The organism is Pseudobutyrivibrio sp. JW11, assembly GCF_900115355.1.
In the GTDB taxonomy this organism is placed as follows: domain Bacteria; phylum Bacillota; class Clostridia; order Lachnospirales; family Lachnospiraceae; genus Pseudobutyrivibrio; species Pseudobutyrivibrio ruminis.
In genome coordinates this window covers 277,297-294,439 of the sequence record NZ_FOWB01000003.1, presented here as the reverse complement: position 1 = coordinate 294,439, position 17,143 = coordinate 277,297, and the positions used below count along the sequence as shown (strand labels likewise).

Genomic DNA, 17,143 nt, shown 5'->3' with positions numbered 1-17,143 from the left:
AAACTTAATATTAACAGGATTTCATTCGATAAAATATTTAGATATGAAGAAAAAGGAGTTTCTATGAGTGTAAGCGTAACCAATTCATTAAGCATAAGATTGTTTTACAATCACTATTCTTCGGTAGCAAGTGGCTCTACTAGAAAGAATTCTACCACTGGTACCCTTTCTTTTGCTGACGCTACTGCTCTGCGCAACGCCATCAGAAATCTCCAGGATTATAAGTTCGAAGATGTAACCAAAGATCAGATTCAGGAGAAGCTAAAAGCCTTCACTGACACCATGAACAATACCCTTGAATCTGCAGTTAAATATGGTAAGGGAAGCACTTCTGTAAAAAATGCAGCATCTACTATTAAAAACCTTAATACTCAATATGCTTCTGATTTGGCCAAAATTGGTATTACTGTAAATAGAGATGGCAGTATGTCACTATATGAAAATGCTTCAAAAAACTACTCTGTCAGCAAGTTCTCAGACTTCTTTGATAAAGACTCCCAATACTTGTCTGATTTATATAACGCTGCAAAGCGTATTACTAGAAGAGTCGATGTGCGAATTTAACTTGAATTTTTGCCTCTATTCGACTACATTTAATATGTAATATTTTGTTTATTCGGAGGCAATAAAATGGCTTTTGGTAAATCCTCAAAACGAGGACTCAAAATAATCATCGTAGGATGCGGTAAAGTTGGCCGTACCCTTGTTGATAGACTTTCTAAAGAAGGTCACGATATTGTTGTAATCGATCAAAAACAGGATCGAATCGATAATCTTACAAATCTATACGACATAATGGGAATTCAAGGAAATGGTGCCAGCTACAGCATTCAGGTTGAGGCTGGCATTAAAGATGCAGACCTCATTATTGCCGTTACAAACTCTGATGAGCTGAATCTACTATGCTGTACAATTGCAAAGCAGGTAGGTGACTGCGCTTCTATCGCCAGAGTTAGAAATCCAGACTATTCAAAGGAAATTTCATATCTTCAGGAGAAGCTGGGTCTCGTTATGATTATCAACCCAGAGTTTGAAGCTGCTAGGGAGATTTCTTCTATTCTCTCATTGCCATCTACTCTTGAGGTCTCTTCATTTGCTCACGGCCAGGCTGAGCTTGTTGAGTTTGCTATTGAAGAGGGAAATGTTTTGGATGGTCTTACTATCAAAGACTTAAGTTCAAATATTTCCAGTAAGGTACTGATTGCCGCTGTAAAGCGTAACAATGATGTTATAATCCCTTCCGGCGATTATACTCTCAAGGCTGGTGATATTGTTTGTGCCGTAGGTGCTAGACGATTTGCACGTACCTTCCTTAATGAAATCGGATTCAAGACACGCCAGGTTCGTGATTGCTTGATTGTCGGCGGCGGAAAGTCTTCTTTCTACCTGGCAAAGCTCTTACTTCAGGCCAGAATCAATGTACGAATCATCGAGCGCGATAAAGAGCGTTGCGAGGAGCTTTCTGTTATGCTTCCAAAGGCTACCATCATTAATGGAGATGGCGGTGATGAGGCATTACTTAGAGAAGAAGGCATTGAATACGTTGAAAGCTTCGTTCCTCTCACTGGAATTGATGAAGAAAACATCCTTTTAACTCTTTATGCTAATCAGGTTAGCAATGCAAAGGTTGTTACAAAGGTTAATAGAATCAGTTTTGATAACGTACTATCTCAGCTCAACTTAGGTTCAGTGGTTTACCCACGACACATTACTGCTGAATCAATTATTGCTTATGTACGTGCAAAGAGTGCGTCTGGCGATGGTGATGACATTCTTACTCTCTACCACCTGTTTGATCAAAAGGTAGAGGCTATCGAATTCAACATTAGCGAGAAGTCAAAGGCAACTGGTGTGCCATTCTCAGTTCTCCAGTTTAAGGACAATGTTCTTATCGCCTTTATCAACCGTAATGGTACCATCATCATTCCTAGCGGTTCTGACACAATTGAAGTCGGTGATACTGTAGTGGTTGTTACAACCCACTCTGGCTTCGGCTCTATACTTGATACATTGAGGTAATCGGATATGAATACTTCCGTTATTCGTTTTATTTTAGGATATGTTGTTGGATTCCTCGGCTTGTTCCTTATGCTTCCTATCATGGTAGCTCTCATATATCACGAAGATGTATGGATTTACTATGCAGTTGTTGCATTTCCTTGCCTTATCATCGGAATCCTAAACAGCTATTTCCGTCCAAAGAAATTTGTTTTCTATTTAAAAGAAGGATTCTTCTGCACAGGCGCATCTTGGGTTGCCCTTTCTGTAATCGGTGCCCTTCCACTTCGCCTTAGCGGAGAGATTCCACATTATGTAGATGCTTTATTTGAGGCAGTTTCCGGATTCACCACCACTGGTGCATCCATCCTTGATAACGTAGAGTTGCTTACTCACGCCTCACTATTTTGGCGAAGCTTCACTCACTTTGTTGGTGGTATGGGAGTTTTGGTATTCCTGCTTACAGTCATTCCACTTGCCGGTGGTGAGGGCTCTCAGTTCAACCTGATGAAAGCAGAATCACCTGGACCTTCTGTTGGAAAGCTTGTTCCTAAGCTGAAAAACACTGCCCAGATGCTTTATCTTATCTACATTGGACTTACACTTTTAGAGTTCATACTACTACTTATTGCAGGCATGACACCATTTGAAGCAATCAACACCTCTATCGCCACAGCTGGTACTGGTGGATTTGGTATCTATGCCAATAGTATTGCTGGTTTCAACGTTGCATGTCAGTGGATTGTTGCAATATTCATGTTTATATTTGGTGTAAACTTCAACTTTTACTACTACCTGCTCTTCCATCACGCAAGAGATGCTTTCAGAATGGAAGAAGTTAAAATGTACACCGCACTTACAGTTGGTTCTATTGGAATCATCACTATAAACATTTTAAACAGCAGTGCAAACCTTTTTGACGCTGTAACCAAGGCAGCATTCCAGGTAACATCAATTCAGTCATCTACTGGTTTCTCTACTGCGGATTTTGCCCAGTGGCCACAGACTAGCCGATGTGTACTTGTACTTCTGATGTTTATTGGTGCCTGTGCCGGTTCAACTGGTGGTGGTATAAAAGTATCCCGATTCGTACTTATGGGAAAGGCTGTCCACAAAGAGTTAATCAGCTACATCCATCCTAGAAGCGTCAGAAAAACTCGCATGGATGGCAAGCCGGTTAACCACGATACAATCCGTTCCAACAACGTATTTTTTGGAACATTCATGCTCATCTTCTTTGTAAGTGTATTTGCACTTTCATTCGAAGATTTAGATTTTTCAACTATATTTACAGCTGTTATCGCTACAATGAGTAATATTGGACCTGGACTTAGCATGGTTGGTCCTGCAGCAAACTTCGCTTTCTTCAGTGATTTTTCAAAGATTATCCTTATCTTTGATATGCTTGCCGGCCGACTTGAATTGTTCCCAATTCTCATGCTCTTCCATCCTAATATATGGACTGATTTGTTTAAGAAACGTCGCTGTAAAGAATTGAAACACGCAGGAAAAGTACTTAAAAAATGAAATTAAATACAACTATTTTAGAAATGACTGATGCCTATTTGCATCAGTCATTTTATCAATCTAACGAAAAACTTAATATTATAGACTGTCGCGATATTGAAGGCACTAGATGCTATCTTGACGATGCGGCCAAGGCAGAGCTTATAAAACGAATAAGCAACGAACCAGCCGATGGTATTCATTTTATCGATTCCGGCAACTACCACTATCTCACCCTTCTTTGGTTGAGCAAAATAGAAGTAGATTTCAATCTGGTTTTATTTGATCATCACCCTGATGATCAGCCTCCAAGCTTTGGTATGATTACTTCTTGCGGAGGATGGGTGTTGGAGGCAAAGGAGACCTTGCCTCACCTAAAGAATGTTTACACCTTTGGTGTTGGTGATATGCCTGATATTTCTGATATTCCAACTGATTTACCACTGTACATTTCTATCGACAAGGATGTACTATCCACCGATTATGCCATCACAGATTGGGACCAGGGAACAATGACCTTACTAGAAATGAAAGAGATTCTGGAAAAGATTTTTTCCGCACATGAAATATATGGCGTAGATATCTGTGGAGATTCTGGAGAAATGGCTGAAAATGGGGCTCCAATCAATAATCAGACAAATGCAACTCTTTTTGACTTTTTGTCACAAAAAAAATAAAATAGAAGTAAGAAAAGTATCAAATCAAATGTGATTGGAGGGAACAACTATGTATCCAGTAATTACCATCTCAAGAGAATTTGGCAGCGGCGGTCATAGCATAGGCGAGGCTGTGGCAAAACAGTTGAACATCCCATTTTATGACGGAGAAATTGTTAATCGCGTAGCAGTTGAAAGCGGTTATGCAAAGGAACTTATAGAGACTCAGGGTGAGTACACTTCATCCACAGCAATGTGGTTTGATATCTCTGCGGCAGGAACAATGTACTTCCAGAGCCCACAGGACGAAATCTTTATTGCACAGAAAAAAGTCATCCTTGACTGTGCAAGCAAAGGACCATGTGTAATTGTTGGACGTTGTGCTGATTATATCCTCAGAAAAGAGGGTGTTCGTTGCATGAATGTTATGATTCACGCAGATATGGAGCATAGAAAGAAACGTGTTTTAGAGCGCTATGAAAATATCGAGAATGTCAGCATTGAAAAGAGACTTGCAAAGAAAGATAAGCAGCGTAAAACATATTACAAGTACTACACTGATAAAAATTGGGGCGACTTCCGTGAATATGATGTAATCCTTGATAGTGGCACTCTTGGTGAAGGAATGTGTGTAAAGACAATCTGCGATTTAGCAGCAGCATTCCCAGAATAAATAGAAACAAAAAAGCTAAATGTAATAGACAAAGACTATTACATTTAGCTTTTTTATTGCATTTTATGAAGACGGCCCTGGATAGGCATTAGTATTAATACGAATAACACTCCATAAAACAATGACAACACTGCTACCGCCATGTTTGGCCCAATTGTATCTGGTGACTCACTCCACACTATAGCAAGCACTGCTACAAATCCCATTATGCTGGAAAGTATTCCGCCAAGGATAGCCCCTCTTTGGGCGTATTTCATAGCAAATTCGCATTTTGCAGCTTCCACTGCAACATCGTCCTCTATCTCTGCTTTCTTTCCAAAAATCAGCTTAAACGCTCCCAGAAAGCTTTTCATCTGTCCACCTGCTCCTAAAACAATAAGCTGTATCGCCAGAACAAAAACTGCTGATGGAATATCAAGGAAATATACAACTCTGCAGCCGCTGACTGTCACTATTGCAACCAGTCCTAACATCAGCAATACAAAGCCCAATATAAGGCCAAGTACTACAGCCTTTCTATCTTTCTTGTTTTCCTGAACATCCTTTACTAAACTAACCATTATTTCTTCCGCCTTTCCACTATATGCCTCAGCGTTCAGGCGCTCACCGGATAACAGCTCATTTACGTTAATATCAAGTGCCTTGCACAGTTCTGGCATGATGCTGGTATCCGGTAATCCTTTGCCAGTCTCCCATCTGGAAACTGCCTTGTCACTAACTCCCACCTGATCTGCCAATTGTTTTTGTGTAAGTCCTTTTTCCTTTCTCATCTCAGAAATAAATGAACCCGTCTTTATTAAATCTAACATGTGACCTCCTGCCGCTTCCTTTGTTACACCTTTAGGCTATAAGAAAAGACGCCTAGAATAAACCTATGTATGCTAGAATCCGCCTAGAATCAAACTCCACGAAAACTAGAACTCCCTAGATTACTGACTCCCAGAACTCTACTGCCCTATCAAGCCAGCCTTCAGCCTTTGTGCGAATACCAAGACCGATGCCATGAGGTACACCAAAGTACTTCTCATAGATATGCTTAATATCATGCTCTTTGAGAGCACTTTCGAAAACATCGGCGTGACGGCTGGCCGGAACCAACACATCCCACGAGCCTGAATACATGAAGGTTGGTGGATAATCATCTTCAATATATTTCTGCACATCTAAAAGCACACGTCCTCTTCTGATGTGACGTAATCCAAACATATGGAAGCTGCCTCTGTTGCTAAGCCAAATGCCCATCAAACCAATCCAAATGTTCCAGTAAGGATGATGAAGCCAATCGTTAACACAAGTCCAAGGATAGCCTAATATGACTGCTCCTGGCTTTGGTAAACCAAAATCCATATATCCATATTTATGGCTAGAGAAGATTCCCGCTAAGTTTCCTCCAGCAGAAAAACCAATAAGCCCATATCCATCCATCTGAACATTATATTTATCAGCATTTTCTGAGATAAGGCGAAGAGCCACTCCTAAATCCTCCATTGGAGCAAAGGCTTCGCAATCTCTTCCAGCACGGTATTCCAAAACAAATGCATTAATCCCCATTTTATTTAAGGCTGCCGCAACAGGATATCCCTCTTGCTTTGTGCAAAGATGTGCATATCCTCCACCAGGAAGAACAACTACAAATCGCTTGCTCTTAGGGTTATCTGCTGGAAAATACATCAGTCTCACATCGCGCTTATGCTTATTCTTGGCCATTTCCTCCATTGAATAAACAGGAATCTGCATAAATCGGCCTGCGGCCTGCAATTCCTTCACACGCGCTCTTCCCGCTTTTACATTATTGGATTTATGCTCTATATAATACATTCGAGCAATAGAATAAACCGTAAATACGAATGTAAGTATTAAATATGCAATTATAAGTGTGCGAATGGTCTCGCCAAATCCGTTTGCAAATAAATAAATATTTCGCATATGTCCCTCCTATGCCTATATAATAGCATAATATATACCTATTCTCTGCCACAAAGTAAATTGAATTATTTTTATTTACTTATGATATTAGCAATTTATTTACAGTTAAGTATCATCTATGAATTTCTCAAATTCACTTATATATAAATCTACTAACATTTAAGTGAATTTCATTATTCATTAACTTTCACTTAAAACTGAGAAATCCACTTAAGTGAATTTGCTTTTCTCCAAAAATAAACTTAACTTTTTGTTTCTAATTTTTTAGTTAGTTAAGTTTATTATTCATAAACATGAATAAACTTAACTAACACCTAAAATAGTTAAGTGAATATTCTAATCTTAAAAATAAACTTAAAATAACCTAAATATTTTTAACTTATTTTAAGTTTATTTCTTTTTTTCTCATATACACTTAACCACTCTTCCACTTTTTAAGTGAAATATACCATTATCACTTTTTAACTTAACTAAATAATCATTTTCTCCCCCCCAAGTATTTTGGGTAACTATCAAGCCCTGATAATACTAAGATATAAAAAAGCCATGGGTAACTATCAAGCTCCAATAATACATACTATTAAAAAACAACCCGTAGGCATCAAGCTCTGATAATTCTTAAGCGAGGCGTGTTGCCGAGCGAAGAATTCATCAGGCTTGTAGCCGTAAGGGTTGTTTATCAGCCTATAGTTTATTTAATTATCTGTGCTTGAAAGCAACCTTAATACGCTGCTTTAATCCGTTAGGAAGAACATACTTAAGCTTGTCCTCAGATGGAGTCATCTTTGAACACTCTGGATGCTCTCTGTAAAGCTTGATAGCATCGAATTCGCACTTAGTTGTACATACACCACAACCAATACACTTATTCTCATCTACTACTGAAGCACCACACTTGAGACATCTAGCTGTCTCTTTCTTAATCTGCTCCTCTGTAAGCTCTACTGTCTTGTCGCGGAATGTAAGCTCTCCATCAACAGTTGTCTTTGAAACGCCTGGAATCTGACGTGGGCTGTGATCATAATCACCAATCTTGATGTTTTCCTTATCAAGCTCGATGAAGTCACGACGGTTACGTCCGATTGTAAGTGAGCTGTGTGGCTGTACAAATCTGTGGATTGAGATAGCTCCCTCACGACCTGCTGCGATAGCATCGATAGCAAAACGTGGGCCTGTGTACATATCACCACCAACAAAGATATCTGGCTCATCTGTCTGGTATGTAAGAGCATCAGCCTTAGGGCCTCTCTCGATAACAACCTTAGAACCCTTGAAGAGATCTCCGTATACGCTACGCTGTCCTACTGAGAAGATAACGTGCTTACACTCTACAGTGATTGTGTCATTCTCATCATACTGTGGAGAGAATCTACCTGTCTCGTCCTTAACACGAGTACACTTCTTAAGAACGATTCCCTTAACAGCTCCTGCCTCATCAACGAGAACCTCCTTTGGTCCCCATCCGCAGTTAAGCTCAACGCCCTCTGCTTCAACGATTTCGATTTCCTCTGGAGATGCAGGCATGATGTCTCTGCTCTCAAGACAGAACATAGAAACCTTTTCGTTTCCAACACGTCTAGCTGAACGAGCAACGTCGATAGCAACGTTACCACCACCGATAACAACAAGGTCACCCTTGATATCGTATTTCTCGTTCTCTGAGCACTCGTGAAGGAAATCAACAGCTGTTGCTGTACCGATAGCATCATCACCTGGTACGCCTGGCTTGTTACCACCCTGGCAACCAATAGCTACGTAGAATGCCTTGTAGCCCTGGCTACGTAACTCATCAAGTGAAATATCCTTACCAACTTCAACGCCACACTTAATCTCTACACCAAGCTCCTTGATGATTTCGATTTCAGCGTCGATAACGTTGTTCTCAAGTACGAATGATGGAATACCGTAACGAAGCATACCACCTGGATACTTGCTCTTTTCAAAGATTGTAGGCTTGTAACCCTTAAGTGCTAAGTAGTAAGCACAAGAAAGACCTGCAGGACCTGCACCAATAATAGCTACCTTCTCTGTGAACTCACCCTTCTGTGAAGGAACGATCTTCTTAGGGATGTAGCGTGTCTCTGACTTAAGATCCATCTCTGCTAAGAAACGCTTAACTTCATCGATTGCAATTGCCTCATCGATTGTTCCACGTGTACAAGCTGCCTCGCAACGTCTGTTACATACACGACCGCAGATTGCTGGAAGTGGATTGTCCTGCTTAATAAGAGCAAGAGCTTCTTTGTAACGTCCCTGAGCTGCCATACGAAGGTAACCTTGGATAGCGATATGTGCAGGACAAGCTGTCTTACATGGAGCTGTACCTGTGTCGTAGCAGTTGATTCTGTTTGTGTCACGATAGTTGTCGTTCCACTCGTCTGTTGACCACTTGCGCTCTGTTGGAAGAACCTGCTTTGGATACTCGACCTGTGAGCCATCAGCTGTGCAAAGCTTCTGACCAAGCTTAACAGCACCAGCTGGGCAGTTCTCAACACACTTACCACAAGCTACACAATCCTCAGCTGTAACGTGAGCAACATATGCTGAACGTGACATGTTTGGAGTGTTGAAAAGCTGTGATGTACGAAGTGCATAACATACATTTACATTACAGTTACAGATAGCGAAGATTTTGTTCTCGCCATCGATATTTGTGATCTGATGAACGAAGCCGTTGTCCTCAGCCTGCTTGAAAATATCAAGAGCCTCTTCCTTAGTGATGTAAACACCACCCTTGTTTGTCTCAACAACGTAGTCTGCCATATCACCAACTGCGATACACCATCCTTCTGGATCATCAGCGCAGCCCTCGTCATATGTCTTTCTAGAAAGACGGCAAGAACATGGTGACTTAGCATACTTTCCTTCGTATTTATCGAGCCAGTAAGAAATCTTCTCAAGTCCGATTGCTTCCTGCTCCATTGAAATAGCGTCCTCTACAGGGATAACGTGCATACCAATACCAGCGCCTCCTGGTGGTACCATGTGTGTAAGTCCCTCAAGTGGAAGACGGCTCATTCTCTCAAAGAAACGTCCCATCTCAGGATGCTCAGCCAAGAAATCCTGATTCATGTTTGAGAACTCTGCAGAACCTGGAACGAACATAGGAAGTACCCACTGCTTCTCGTGAGCTTCGTTCTCATAGTTCCACTCTAAAAGACCTGTCCAGCTAGCTTTCTCAAGTCTTTCCTCAAGTGTCTTTTCATCAAGGCCAGTAATTTCAAGAAGTTCCTTGAATGTCTTTGGCTTTCTAATGCCACCCATAGAAAGTGCAAGCTCTGCAATTTCCTTTGTAGGTGCAAGATTTGCTACAGCCCAGTACTCTGGATCGTACTTTGTAATCTTCTGAAGACCAAGCTTGATTTTAGCTCTATCTGTGATTACCTTTCCAAGCTGAAGAATTTCTGGACGTAAATCTTCATCCTTTAAATCATTTACCCAATCAGGATAAAAATCGCCCAAATTGTCTGGTCCGATACCCATATTAATTTCCTCCTTTAATTGCCCTAAAAAATATTATTTATACTTCCCTCAAAAAGTCTCAATTCCAAGCATTAAGCCTGCCACTGCTGAACCTGGCCCCTCAACCAGTCAACCCATTCGTCAAATCCTTCGCCAGTTTTTGCTGAAACAAAGATAACCTTTGAATTAGGATTAAGACTGTGGATTCGTTCCACAACAGCCTCCTTTGAGAATTCGCTAAACACTGGAAGTGTGTCGCATTTGTTGATAAGCACTACATCACACACTGAAAACATCAGTGGGTACTTAAGTGGTTTGTCGTCTCCCTCGGGAACAGAAAGAATCATGGCGTTCTTTGATGAACCGGTATCAAATTCCGCTGGACAAACTAAATTACCAACGTTTTCCAGGAAGACAAGATCTAAGTCTTCTGTTCCAAACTCATGCAAGCCCTGACGGGTCATATCTGCATCGAGATGGCACATTCCTCCTGTATGTATCTGAATTGCACGTGCTCCTGCCGCAGTAATTGTGGCAGCGTCCACATCAGAATCAATATCTGCCTCCATTACACCGATTTGCATTTCGTCCTTAAGACGTGCGATTGTTTGGCATAATGTGGTTGTTTTGCCAGAACCAGGAGCTGACATCAGATTAACAAGAAATGTCTTCTGTTCTTTAATCTCCTGTCTGAGCTTATCAGCATCTGCATCGTTGTCCTCAAAGATGCTCTGCTTAACTTCGATGATTTTGTAATCTAGCATAAGCTCTCCTAACCAAATCGTGTTAGTAAACTCTAACTCATTTTTTCAGTTTCCTGTATATATAATATACTCTAATTGATAAAAAATTGTCAATAAGTTTTTTCGCCACAAACCGGTATAAATTCTAGGACAAAGCTACTTTATTACACAGGGTGTGTATTATCACTGTGAATTCTTTGTGAACACGGGCTTTGTACAAATTTTATTCACCATTTAAAATTATAATCTGATAATAGGATGATTTTCCTTTGAAAACTACTATTTTGGGTGATGAGATATGAAAAACAGAGTTTGTTCGATTTGTCTTTTAATTACATTAATATTTAGCATACATTCTACCACATTTACCAGCACTGCGCTCACTTCAAGTGAGCCTTTATACCCATATCTACAACTTCTTAATTCGGACCAGCTCTCCGTATATAATCAGATTTACCAAAATATCATGAACTTCAATGACGAGCTTTTTGTGTTGGATACTCCTATATCTGAAAAAAGCCTGGAAGATACAATGAATTCTCTATTCAACGATCATCCAGAGCTTTTCTGGGTGTACACATCTTATCAATATGCCGTAGATTCATCTAATATCGTTCATAAAGTTAGACTGAAATTCTGCATTACAAAGGATGAATTGCCACAAGCTCAAGCGAATTTCAATGGTGTTTTGAATTCGCTGGTTTCTGGAGCAAAGCAATTCACCAGCCAGGTGGACCAGGAGAAATATTTGCATGACGCTATCTGCCAAATGAACACCTACGATCCTGACAACCATATGAATCAAAGCGCTTACTCTGCTCTTACAACAGGCACCTCAGTATGTGCCGGATACGCCAGAGCATTTCAGGCAGCCTGCCAGCGCCTTGGCATCACCTGCTATTATGTAACTGGAATTTCTATGGGAAGCACCCACGCCTGGAACATAGTTAAGATTGATGGAAAGTTTTACAACGTAGATTTGACTTGGGACGATTCAATATCTGAATGCATCGGAGTAACATCCTATGATTATTTCAATAAAAGCGACGCCGCATTTGCTTCAGACCACAGCCGCTCGAGCCTGTCCGGAAGAATCGTGGCATGTAACTAAAAAGCCAGCCTGAAAAACCAGGCCGGCTTTTGTTATATCACACGCTCAGCAATAATTACTAAGCGATGTGTTGCTATGTATATTGGTGTGCAAGTGTAGAGAGTGAGTGTTTCTTTTCCTTCGATAGGTTCTAGGATTTCTACATCTGTAGGGTCCACCACCTGAATGTCTGTAACCACATATGTGTATGTTTCTGTGGCTGAATCCAGATAAATCAAATCATCTATCTCAACCTCATCAAGGCGATTAAAATATTTGCCGAAGTTGTAATTACGGTGGCCAGCTATTACGCAATTTCCTTCCTCTCCTGCAAATGCAGTTCCCGATTCGTGTCCAAGAGAATCTGATAACACATCCCTTTCTGTCCCCTCTCTCACAGGATTTTCTGAATCGATAGATGGAATTCTGAGGATGTAAAGCATATCTCCTGTGACAGCTTCATTGCCATCTGTATCAAGAAATGCGTCGCCACTTTCAATATATTCCTTGAACTCCTTCACCGTTTCCTTTTTTGAATAGTATTGCTTTAGGTTTAATGCAATAGAACTGAGCAATAAGCCCAGTCCCAATGCGATTAACGTTAAACCTATTATCTTTTTAATAGATTGTTTATTTGTCATGTTCCTTTTTCTTTCCAAGTGTTAAATACAAACCAGCAAGGATAAGTGCCACTGCTGTGAGATATCCAAACAATGTACCTACAAAGCCACCTGTCTTTGCAAGGCGTGGGGCAGTCTCACTTGTATTTGCCAAATCAGCCCCAGCCGCTAAATCCTTATCCTTCAATACCAATCCATCATCTGTAGTAGAAACTGCTGCACTGCCATAGTAGACAGTAGATGTAGCATCGGTTGATTGAGTACCAGTTGTGGATGTTGATGTTGTAGGAACTATAGTACGTTGTGGAGTAAGAGCTTCACCCATATCAGAAAATGAAACCTCACTATATGTATTATCCCTGTTTACAACCTTGATTGTATCAACAATCTCTCCATTTTCATCTGTTGAACCTACAACCTTGAATGTGATAGGTGCTATTGGATCATAACCTTCCAAGTCATTAGTTGAGATGATTGTATATGTACTCTGATACTCAAGAAGATAATTGCCATCCTCATCAGTCAAAAGATCATCGGATAGTTTTCCTGTAATTGAATCAACTTTATAAAGCTTGACCCCAAGAGCATTAAACAACTCTGTGCTAATACCAAGTGTTGATGGGTCTAATTTAAACGTCATATACGTTCCTGAGCTTCCTGCGGACTCATCCGCTTTCTGGTATTTATCCACCATAGTAAGAGTTGTATCTTCTGTTACTGTAAAACTAATTGGATCTGCAATATCAAAGCCAACTGGTGCATTTGTTTCAATCAAATAATAGTCACCTGCAGGAAGATTCAAATCCTTTATTACTGTTCCACTTGTTGTTCTTGTGGCTACAACATTATTTCCTGCCGCATCTGTAGCAATTACAAGAGTTGCTCCTTCAAGCAAAGCATTAGAAGTATCTGATACCTTACTTATAGCAATGTTATATTTTCCTTCCGTAACATTTACCATATTGATTTCAGAAACAGTCTTATATTCTCCATCTACTAGCTGTTGTACAGCGATTTTTCCATCGCCATTTTCTACAACTTTAAATGTTATGTTCGAACCCGCTGTGTATCCAAATGGAGCTTTATCTTTTAATACATATGTACTATCAAGATACACTCGCACTGATTTGCTGTTTGCATCTGTAGAGTTCCATGAATCAATCTGTGTTCCATCCTTATACAATGTGAGAGTTGATCCATCAAGCAAATCTCCATCTTCACTGTCTTCTCTGTTAAATATTTCGATTTCAGTAGATTTCTTTACGTATGTAAACTCTACTTCTTTAGGGGAAGATGAATTACCCAGTACGATTGTTCCAGTTGTCTTACCTTCTTTAATTGATTCATAAGTAGCAGGTCCAGTTATTTCTTTAACTGTGTATGTCTCTCCTTCAGCAAGCTTAGTTGTAATAATTTTGGCAATTCCGTTGTTTTTTGTTACAGCTGTCAAAATCAGATTGTCATTACTATCGTATACACCATATTTTACGCCAGACAAAAGATTTCCATCTTCATCATCAGCAATAATATTTAGATATGTTGCACTTGTAAATGTTGCTCCAGCGTTAAATGATGTTTGTAGATTTAAATTTGATGAAGCTACAGTACTTCCATCAGTCTTCCACATACTTATGCTATTAGAACAATCTGTAAGCTTAGTATCTGTAACCTGTGCAGAGTACTTAAGTACATAAACCTTATCAGTTGCTGGTATAGTAACATCCATTATTGTTTTATTAGTACTGGCATCTACAGAAACTGTAACAGTATACTTATCACTTGAAAGTGGCGAATCTGCTAATAAAACTTTTCCATCCGCATCAAGTTCACATTCATATAACTCAACAGATAATGTATCTAGTTCTAACGAACTGCCTAGTACATCTTCTACGTAAGTCCCCTCTGCAATTAGATTTCTAGCTTTATTAATATATACAGTATATGTAGCTGCTCCTGTGGAACTATTACCTGTACCCTCTTTTAATAGCTTTGAATTATTGATAATGATTGAATCAGACTCCGCAGACACCTGATAATCTTCACTTATTTTGTTAACATCCTCTGTAGAAAGGTACGCTTTATTATTTATTGAGAAAGTCGAATTGTTTACTGTTTCATAACTATCGCTTTTTACTGTTGCCGTAAAACTTACCTTCTGCTTTGAATTAATATTTCCTAAATTTACAACTAAATTCCCATCGACTATAGAATATGAATCTGATGATAATTCAACTCCATCTACATAGACAGCTCCAATTTCATCAAACTCATAGTCGTCATACTTAAGCTTATTTGTTACAACAGTGTCTTGCATAGCCATCTGGTTGGCGTCAACTTCAACTGTTACATCAACGGTATGATTGTTGTAATTATAGTTGCCAATAGTAGTTGTTAAAACTGTACTTGTATATTTCTGAGATGCTGAATGTGTTTGGTTACCATAGCCTGTCTGTATGAGTTCTACAATGTTAGAGTATGTACCGCTATTATTATCTGACCAAACTGCAACTTCATTATCAGTAAGTTTTGTCTTTAAAGTAAATTCAGCTTTTTGACTAGCTAAATTTCCAATATATATACTCAGATTATTTGTATCTGAAGAATCACCAGGATTAGTATATGATTCAGCCGAGCTTTTAAGTGTAGTATTCGTCCCATCACTTGTAGTCAATGTAATATCACTTAAAGAACCTGTAACATACTCCTGGCCAGCCGGAATCATATCTAGAACAGTAATACCTGAAACTGTTTGATATCCCGCATTTACAGTGACCTTCCATGTAAGTTCATGAGTGGAGACATCTACACCTGCTCCTTCAATTTTAATCCCCGACTGCTGGTTGACACTTGCTTCTTTGCTAACTGTAGGGCCAGTAAAAGATTCCTCTCCACTACCAAAATTATAAGTGTATCTTATCCATGCGCTATTTGATGGCTTAGTAGCATGGTTTTGCTTCTGGTACTCTGGATAATCTTTTATCTGTGTTTTATATGTAATAGTGACTGTCTCACTTCCCGACATGTCGCCAATATCTACACTCCAATTATAAGCCTTAGAACTATTCGTTCCTGAAACATATGAAGCTGTAGCACCAGATTTACTTACTTCGACACTATTTTCCACTAGCGACATCGTATCATCAAAAGCATCGTATAGTACAACATTCTTCAAGCTATAGCCATTGTTTTGAACTGTGACAGTCCACTCTACAGTTCCATCAGAGCTTACCGTTCCGCCCGTCTTTTCCATCCACTTAGAAAGATCCTTAGAAGCAGTTACTTGAGCTGATACAGATTCCTGATTGATATTTGTATTGCTAGAATCAACAAGATTTGCTGTATCTACTAATGTAGCTTCTATTTTTTCAGCATTCTCTTTTACAATTGTTTCTGTAAGTGGAAACTCCGATGTGGTCTTATATGTAATAGTTGTCACATCATTTGATACTGTACTTGGAGTATCTATCTTAAAACTCAGAATATTGTCAGTTGAATCATATTGAACTCCTTCAACAGAAGAAGATTTTTCCACATATTTTTCTCCATTACTCAACTGTATTTTAACAGTATAACCATCACTGTACGTCTGAGGTGTTGCAGCGTTAGTAATCTTCACTGTCCAATCTGCTACAGTGTTATCTGATGATGATAAGCTACCTGCAATTGAAAGCGTAGGTGGTGTTGCCACTAAATCAGTTAAAATAAATGAATATGTATTACCATCAGGAAGTACTATTCCATCACGTTTTGAAGAGGTATTACTACTTGTGTCTAATTTAAATGATATCTCAAACTTCAGATTTGATAATGTACCTACACCAACACTTGATGGTGTAAATGTCATTGTCGCTTTATCTCCACTTGGAGTAACAGTAATAACACCATAGACGATTCCATTATCATCTTTAACATCTGCAGTGATTTTATCCGTCAGATTAAACTGGGAAATGCCTGTAATACTAGGTTTTACGGTATATGTCGTCCCACCTTTCAAACTTCCTTCATCTGATGTATTTAGAATCAAATCTGGAAATGTATATACAGCTTTGAACTCTGTGCCACTAGTAATCTCAATGGCACCAGTACTTGTTTCAAGCTTCTCATTATTCATATACATTTCAACACTCTTTACAGTTATTTCTGTATTTTCACTTCCTGTTTCAGAAGACTCAACTTTGCTTTCTGAAATCAGATTTTCATTTCCAGCAACGTCACTTAGAAGCTCTGAAACGCTATTAGTATTGGTTGTTGTCTCAGTCGTTCCTTCGGAGCTCTCCTCCTCGACAACTTCTTCCTCGGACTCGGTAACATCATCCACTTCTTCCGTCTCCTCCGAATCCACAGTCTCTTCAATAACCCCGTCAATTCCCTCTGCCTGCGACACTAGATCTGAGCTGAAGGTGCTAAATATGATAGCAAAGCCCAGCACTGCCGCCATAATTTTCTTTTTCATTATCTATAGTTCCCTT

The 17,143-nt window shown here is 39.5% G+C and carries 12 protein-coding genes; 6 read left to right on the top strand and 6 right to left on the bottom strand.

Annotation, left to right across the window (positions count from 1 at the left end; all coding sequences use genetic code 11):
• The first annotated feature begins 63 nt into the window (after positions 1-63).
• The 5 genes from BM102_RS05150 to BM102_RS05130 all read left to right on the top strand — a co-directional run bounded on the left by BM102_RS05150 (position 64) and on the right by BM102_RS05130 (position 4,833).
• Positions 64-564 (top strand): hypothetical protein, encoded by a 501-nt coding sequence (locus BM102_RS05150; RefSeq protein ID WP_090479580.1) that lies wholly within the window; start codon positions 64-66, stop codon positions 562-564.
• Positions 565-630: 66 nt separating this feature from the next.
• Positions 631-2,019 carry a Trk system potassium transporter TrkA gene (gene trkA, locus BM102_RS05145; protein WP_090479578.1) on the top strand — a complete coding sequence of 463 codons (1,389 nt, stop codon included), beginning with the start codon at positions 631-633 and terminating at the stop codon, positions 2,017-2,019.
• Positions 2,020-2,025: 6 nt separating this feature from the next.
• Positions 2,026-3,525, top strand: coding sequence for a TrkH family potassium uptake protein (locus BM102_RS05140; protein ID WP_090394499.1), 1,500 nt, complete (start codon positions 2,026-2,028; stop codon positions 3,523-3,525).
• A complete protein-coding gene (locus BM102_RS05135) occupies positions 3,522-4,181 on the top strand; it encodes a hypothetical protein (protein ID WP_090479575.1) in 660 nt (219 codons plus the stop codon). The genes BM102_RS05140 and BM102_RS05135 overlap by 4 nt, the downstream gene beginning before the upstream one ends.
• A gap of 49 nt (positions 4,182-4,230) precedes the next feature.
• The gene (locus BM102_RS05130) at positions 4,231-4,833 is read left to right on the top strand and encodes a cytidylate kinase-like family protein (RefSeq protein WP_044937393.1); all 603 of its coding nucleotides are present in this window, start codon (positions 4,231-4,233) and stop codon (positions 4,831-4,833) included.
• 53 nt (positions 4,834-4,886) lie between these two features.
• On the opposite strand, the gene BM102_RS05125 is transcribed toward BM102_RS05130, so the two are convergent.
• The 4 genes from BM102_RS05125 to hypB all read right to left on the bottom strand — a co-directional run bounded on the left by BM102_RS05125 (position 4,887) and on the right by hypB (position 10,985).
• The gene (locus tag BM102_RS05125; RefSeq protein WP_090479572.1) at positions 4,887-5,642 is read right to left on the bottom strand and encodes a helix-turn-helix domain-containing protein; all 756 of its coding nucleotides are present in this window, start codon (positions 5,640-5,642) and stop codon (positions 4,887-4,889) included.
• A gap of 115 nt (positions 5,643-5,757) precedes the next feature.
• The gene (locus tag BM102_RS05120) at positions 5,758-6,759 is read right to left on the bottom strand and encodes an alpha/beta hydrolase (RefSeq protein ID WP_090479569.1); all 1,002 of its coding nucleotides are present in this window, start codon (positions 6,757-6,759) and stop codon (positions 5,758-5,760) included.
• Positions 6,760-7,458: 699 nt separating this feature from the next.
• The gene (locus tag BM102_RS05115; RefSeq protein ID WP_177194909.1) at positions 7,459-10,242 is read right to left on the bottom strand and encodes an FAD-dependent oxidoreductase; all 2,784 of its coding nucleotides are present in this window, start codon (positions 10,240-10,242) and stop codon (positions 7,459-7,461) included.
• A gap of 71 nt (positions 10,243-10,313) precedes the next feature.
• Positions 10,314-10,985, bottom strand: a complete 672-nt coding sequence (gene hypB, locus BM102_RS05110) for a hydrogenase nickel incorporation protein HypB (protein ID WP_090479567.1) — start codon at positions 10,983-10,985, stop codon at positions 10,314-10,316.
• A 277-nt stretch (positions 10,986-11,262) separates the two neighbouring features.
• Here hypB and BM102_RS05105 point away from each other — a divergent pair, with 277 nt between their 5' ends.
• Entirely contained in the window at positions 11,263-12,075 is an 813-nt protein-coding gene (locus tag BM102_RS05105) for a transglutaminase domain-containing protein (protein ID WP_090479564.1), read from the top strand.
• Positions 12,076-12,107: 32 nt separating this feature from the next.
• Here BM102_RS05105 and BM102_RS05100 read toward each other — a convergent pair whose 3' ends face one another.
• Positions 12,108-12,695 carry a class D sortase gene (locus BM102_RS05100; RefSeq protein WP_090479561.1) on the bottom strand — a complete coding sequence of 196 codons (588 nt, stop codon included), beginning with the start codon at positions 12,693-12,695 and terminating at the stop codon, positions 12,108-12,110.
• Positions 12,685-17,127, bottom strand: coding sequence for a SpaA isopeptide-forming pilin-related protein (locus BM102_RS05095; protein WP_090479558.1), 4,443 nt, complete (start codon positions 17,125-17,127; stop codon positions 12,685-12,687). The genes BM102_RS05100 and BM102_RS05095 overlap by 11 nt, the downstream gene beginning before the upstream one ends.
• Positions 17,128-17,143 lie beyond the last annotated feature (16 nt).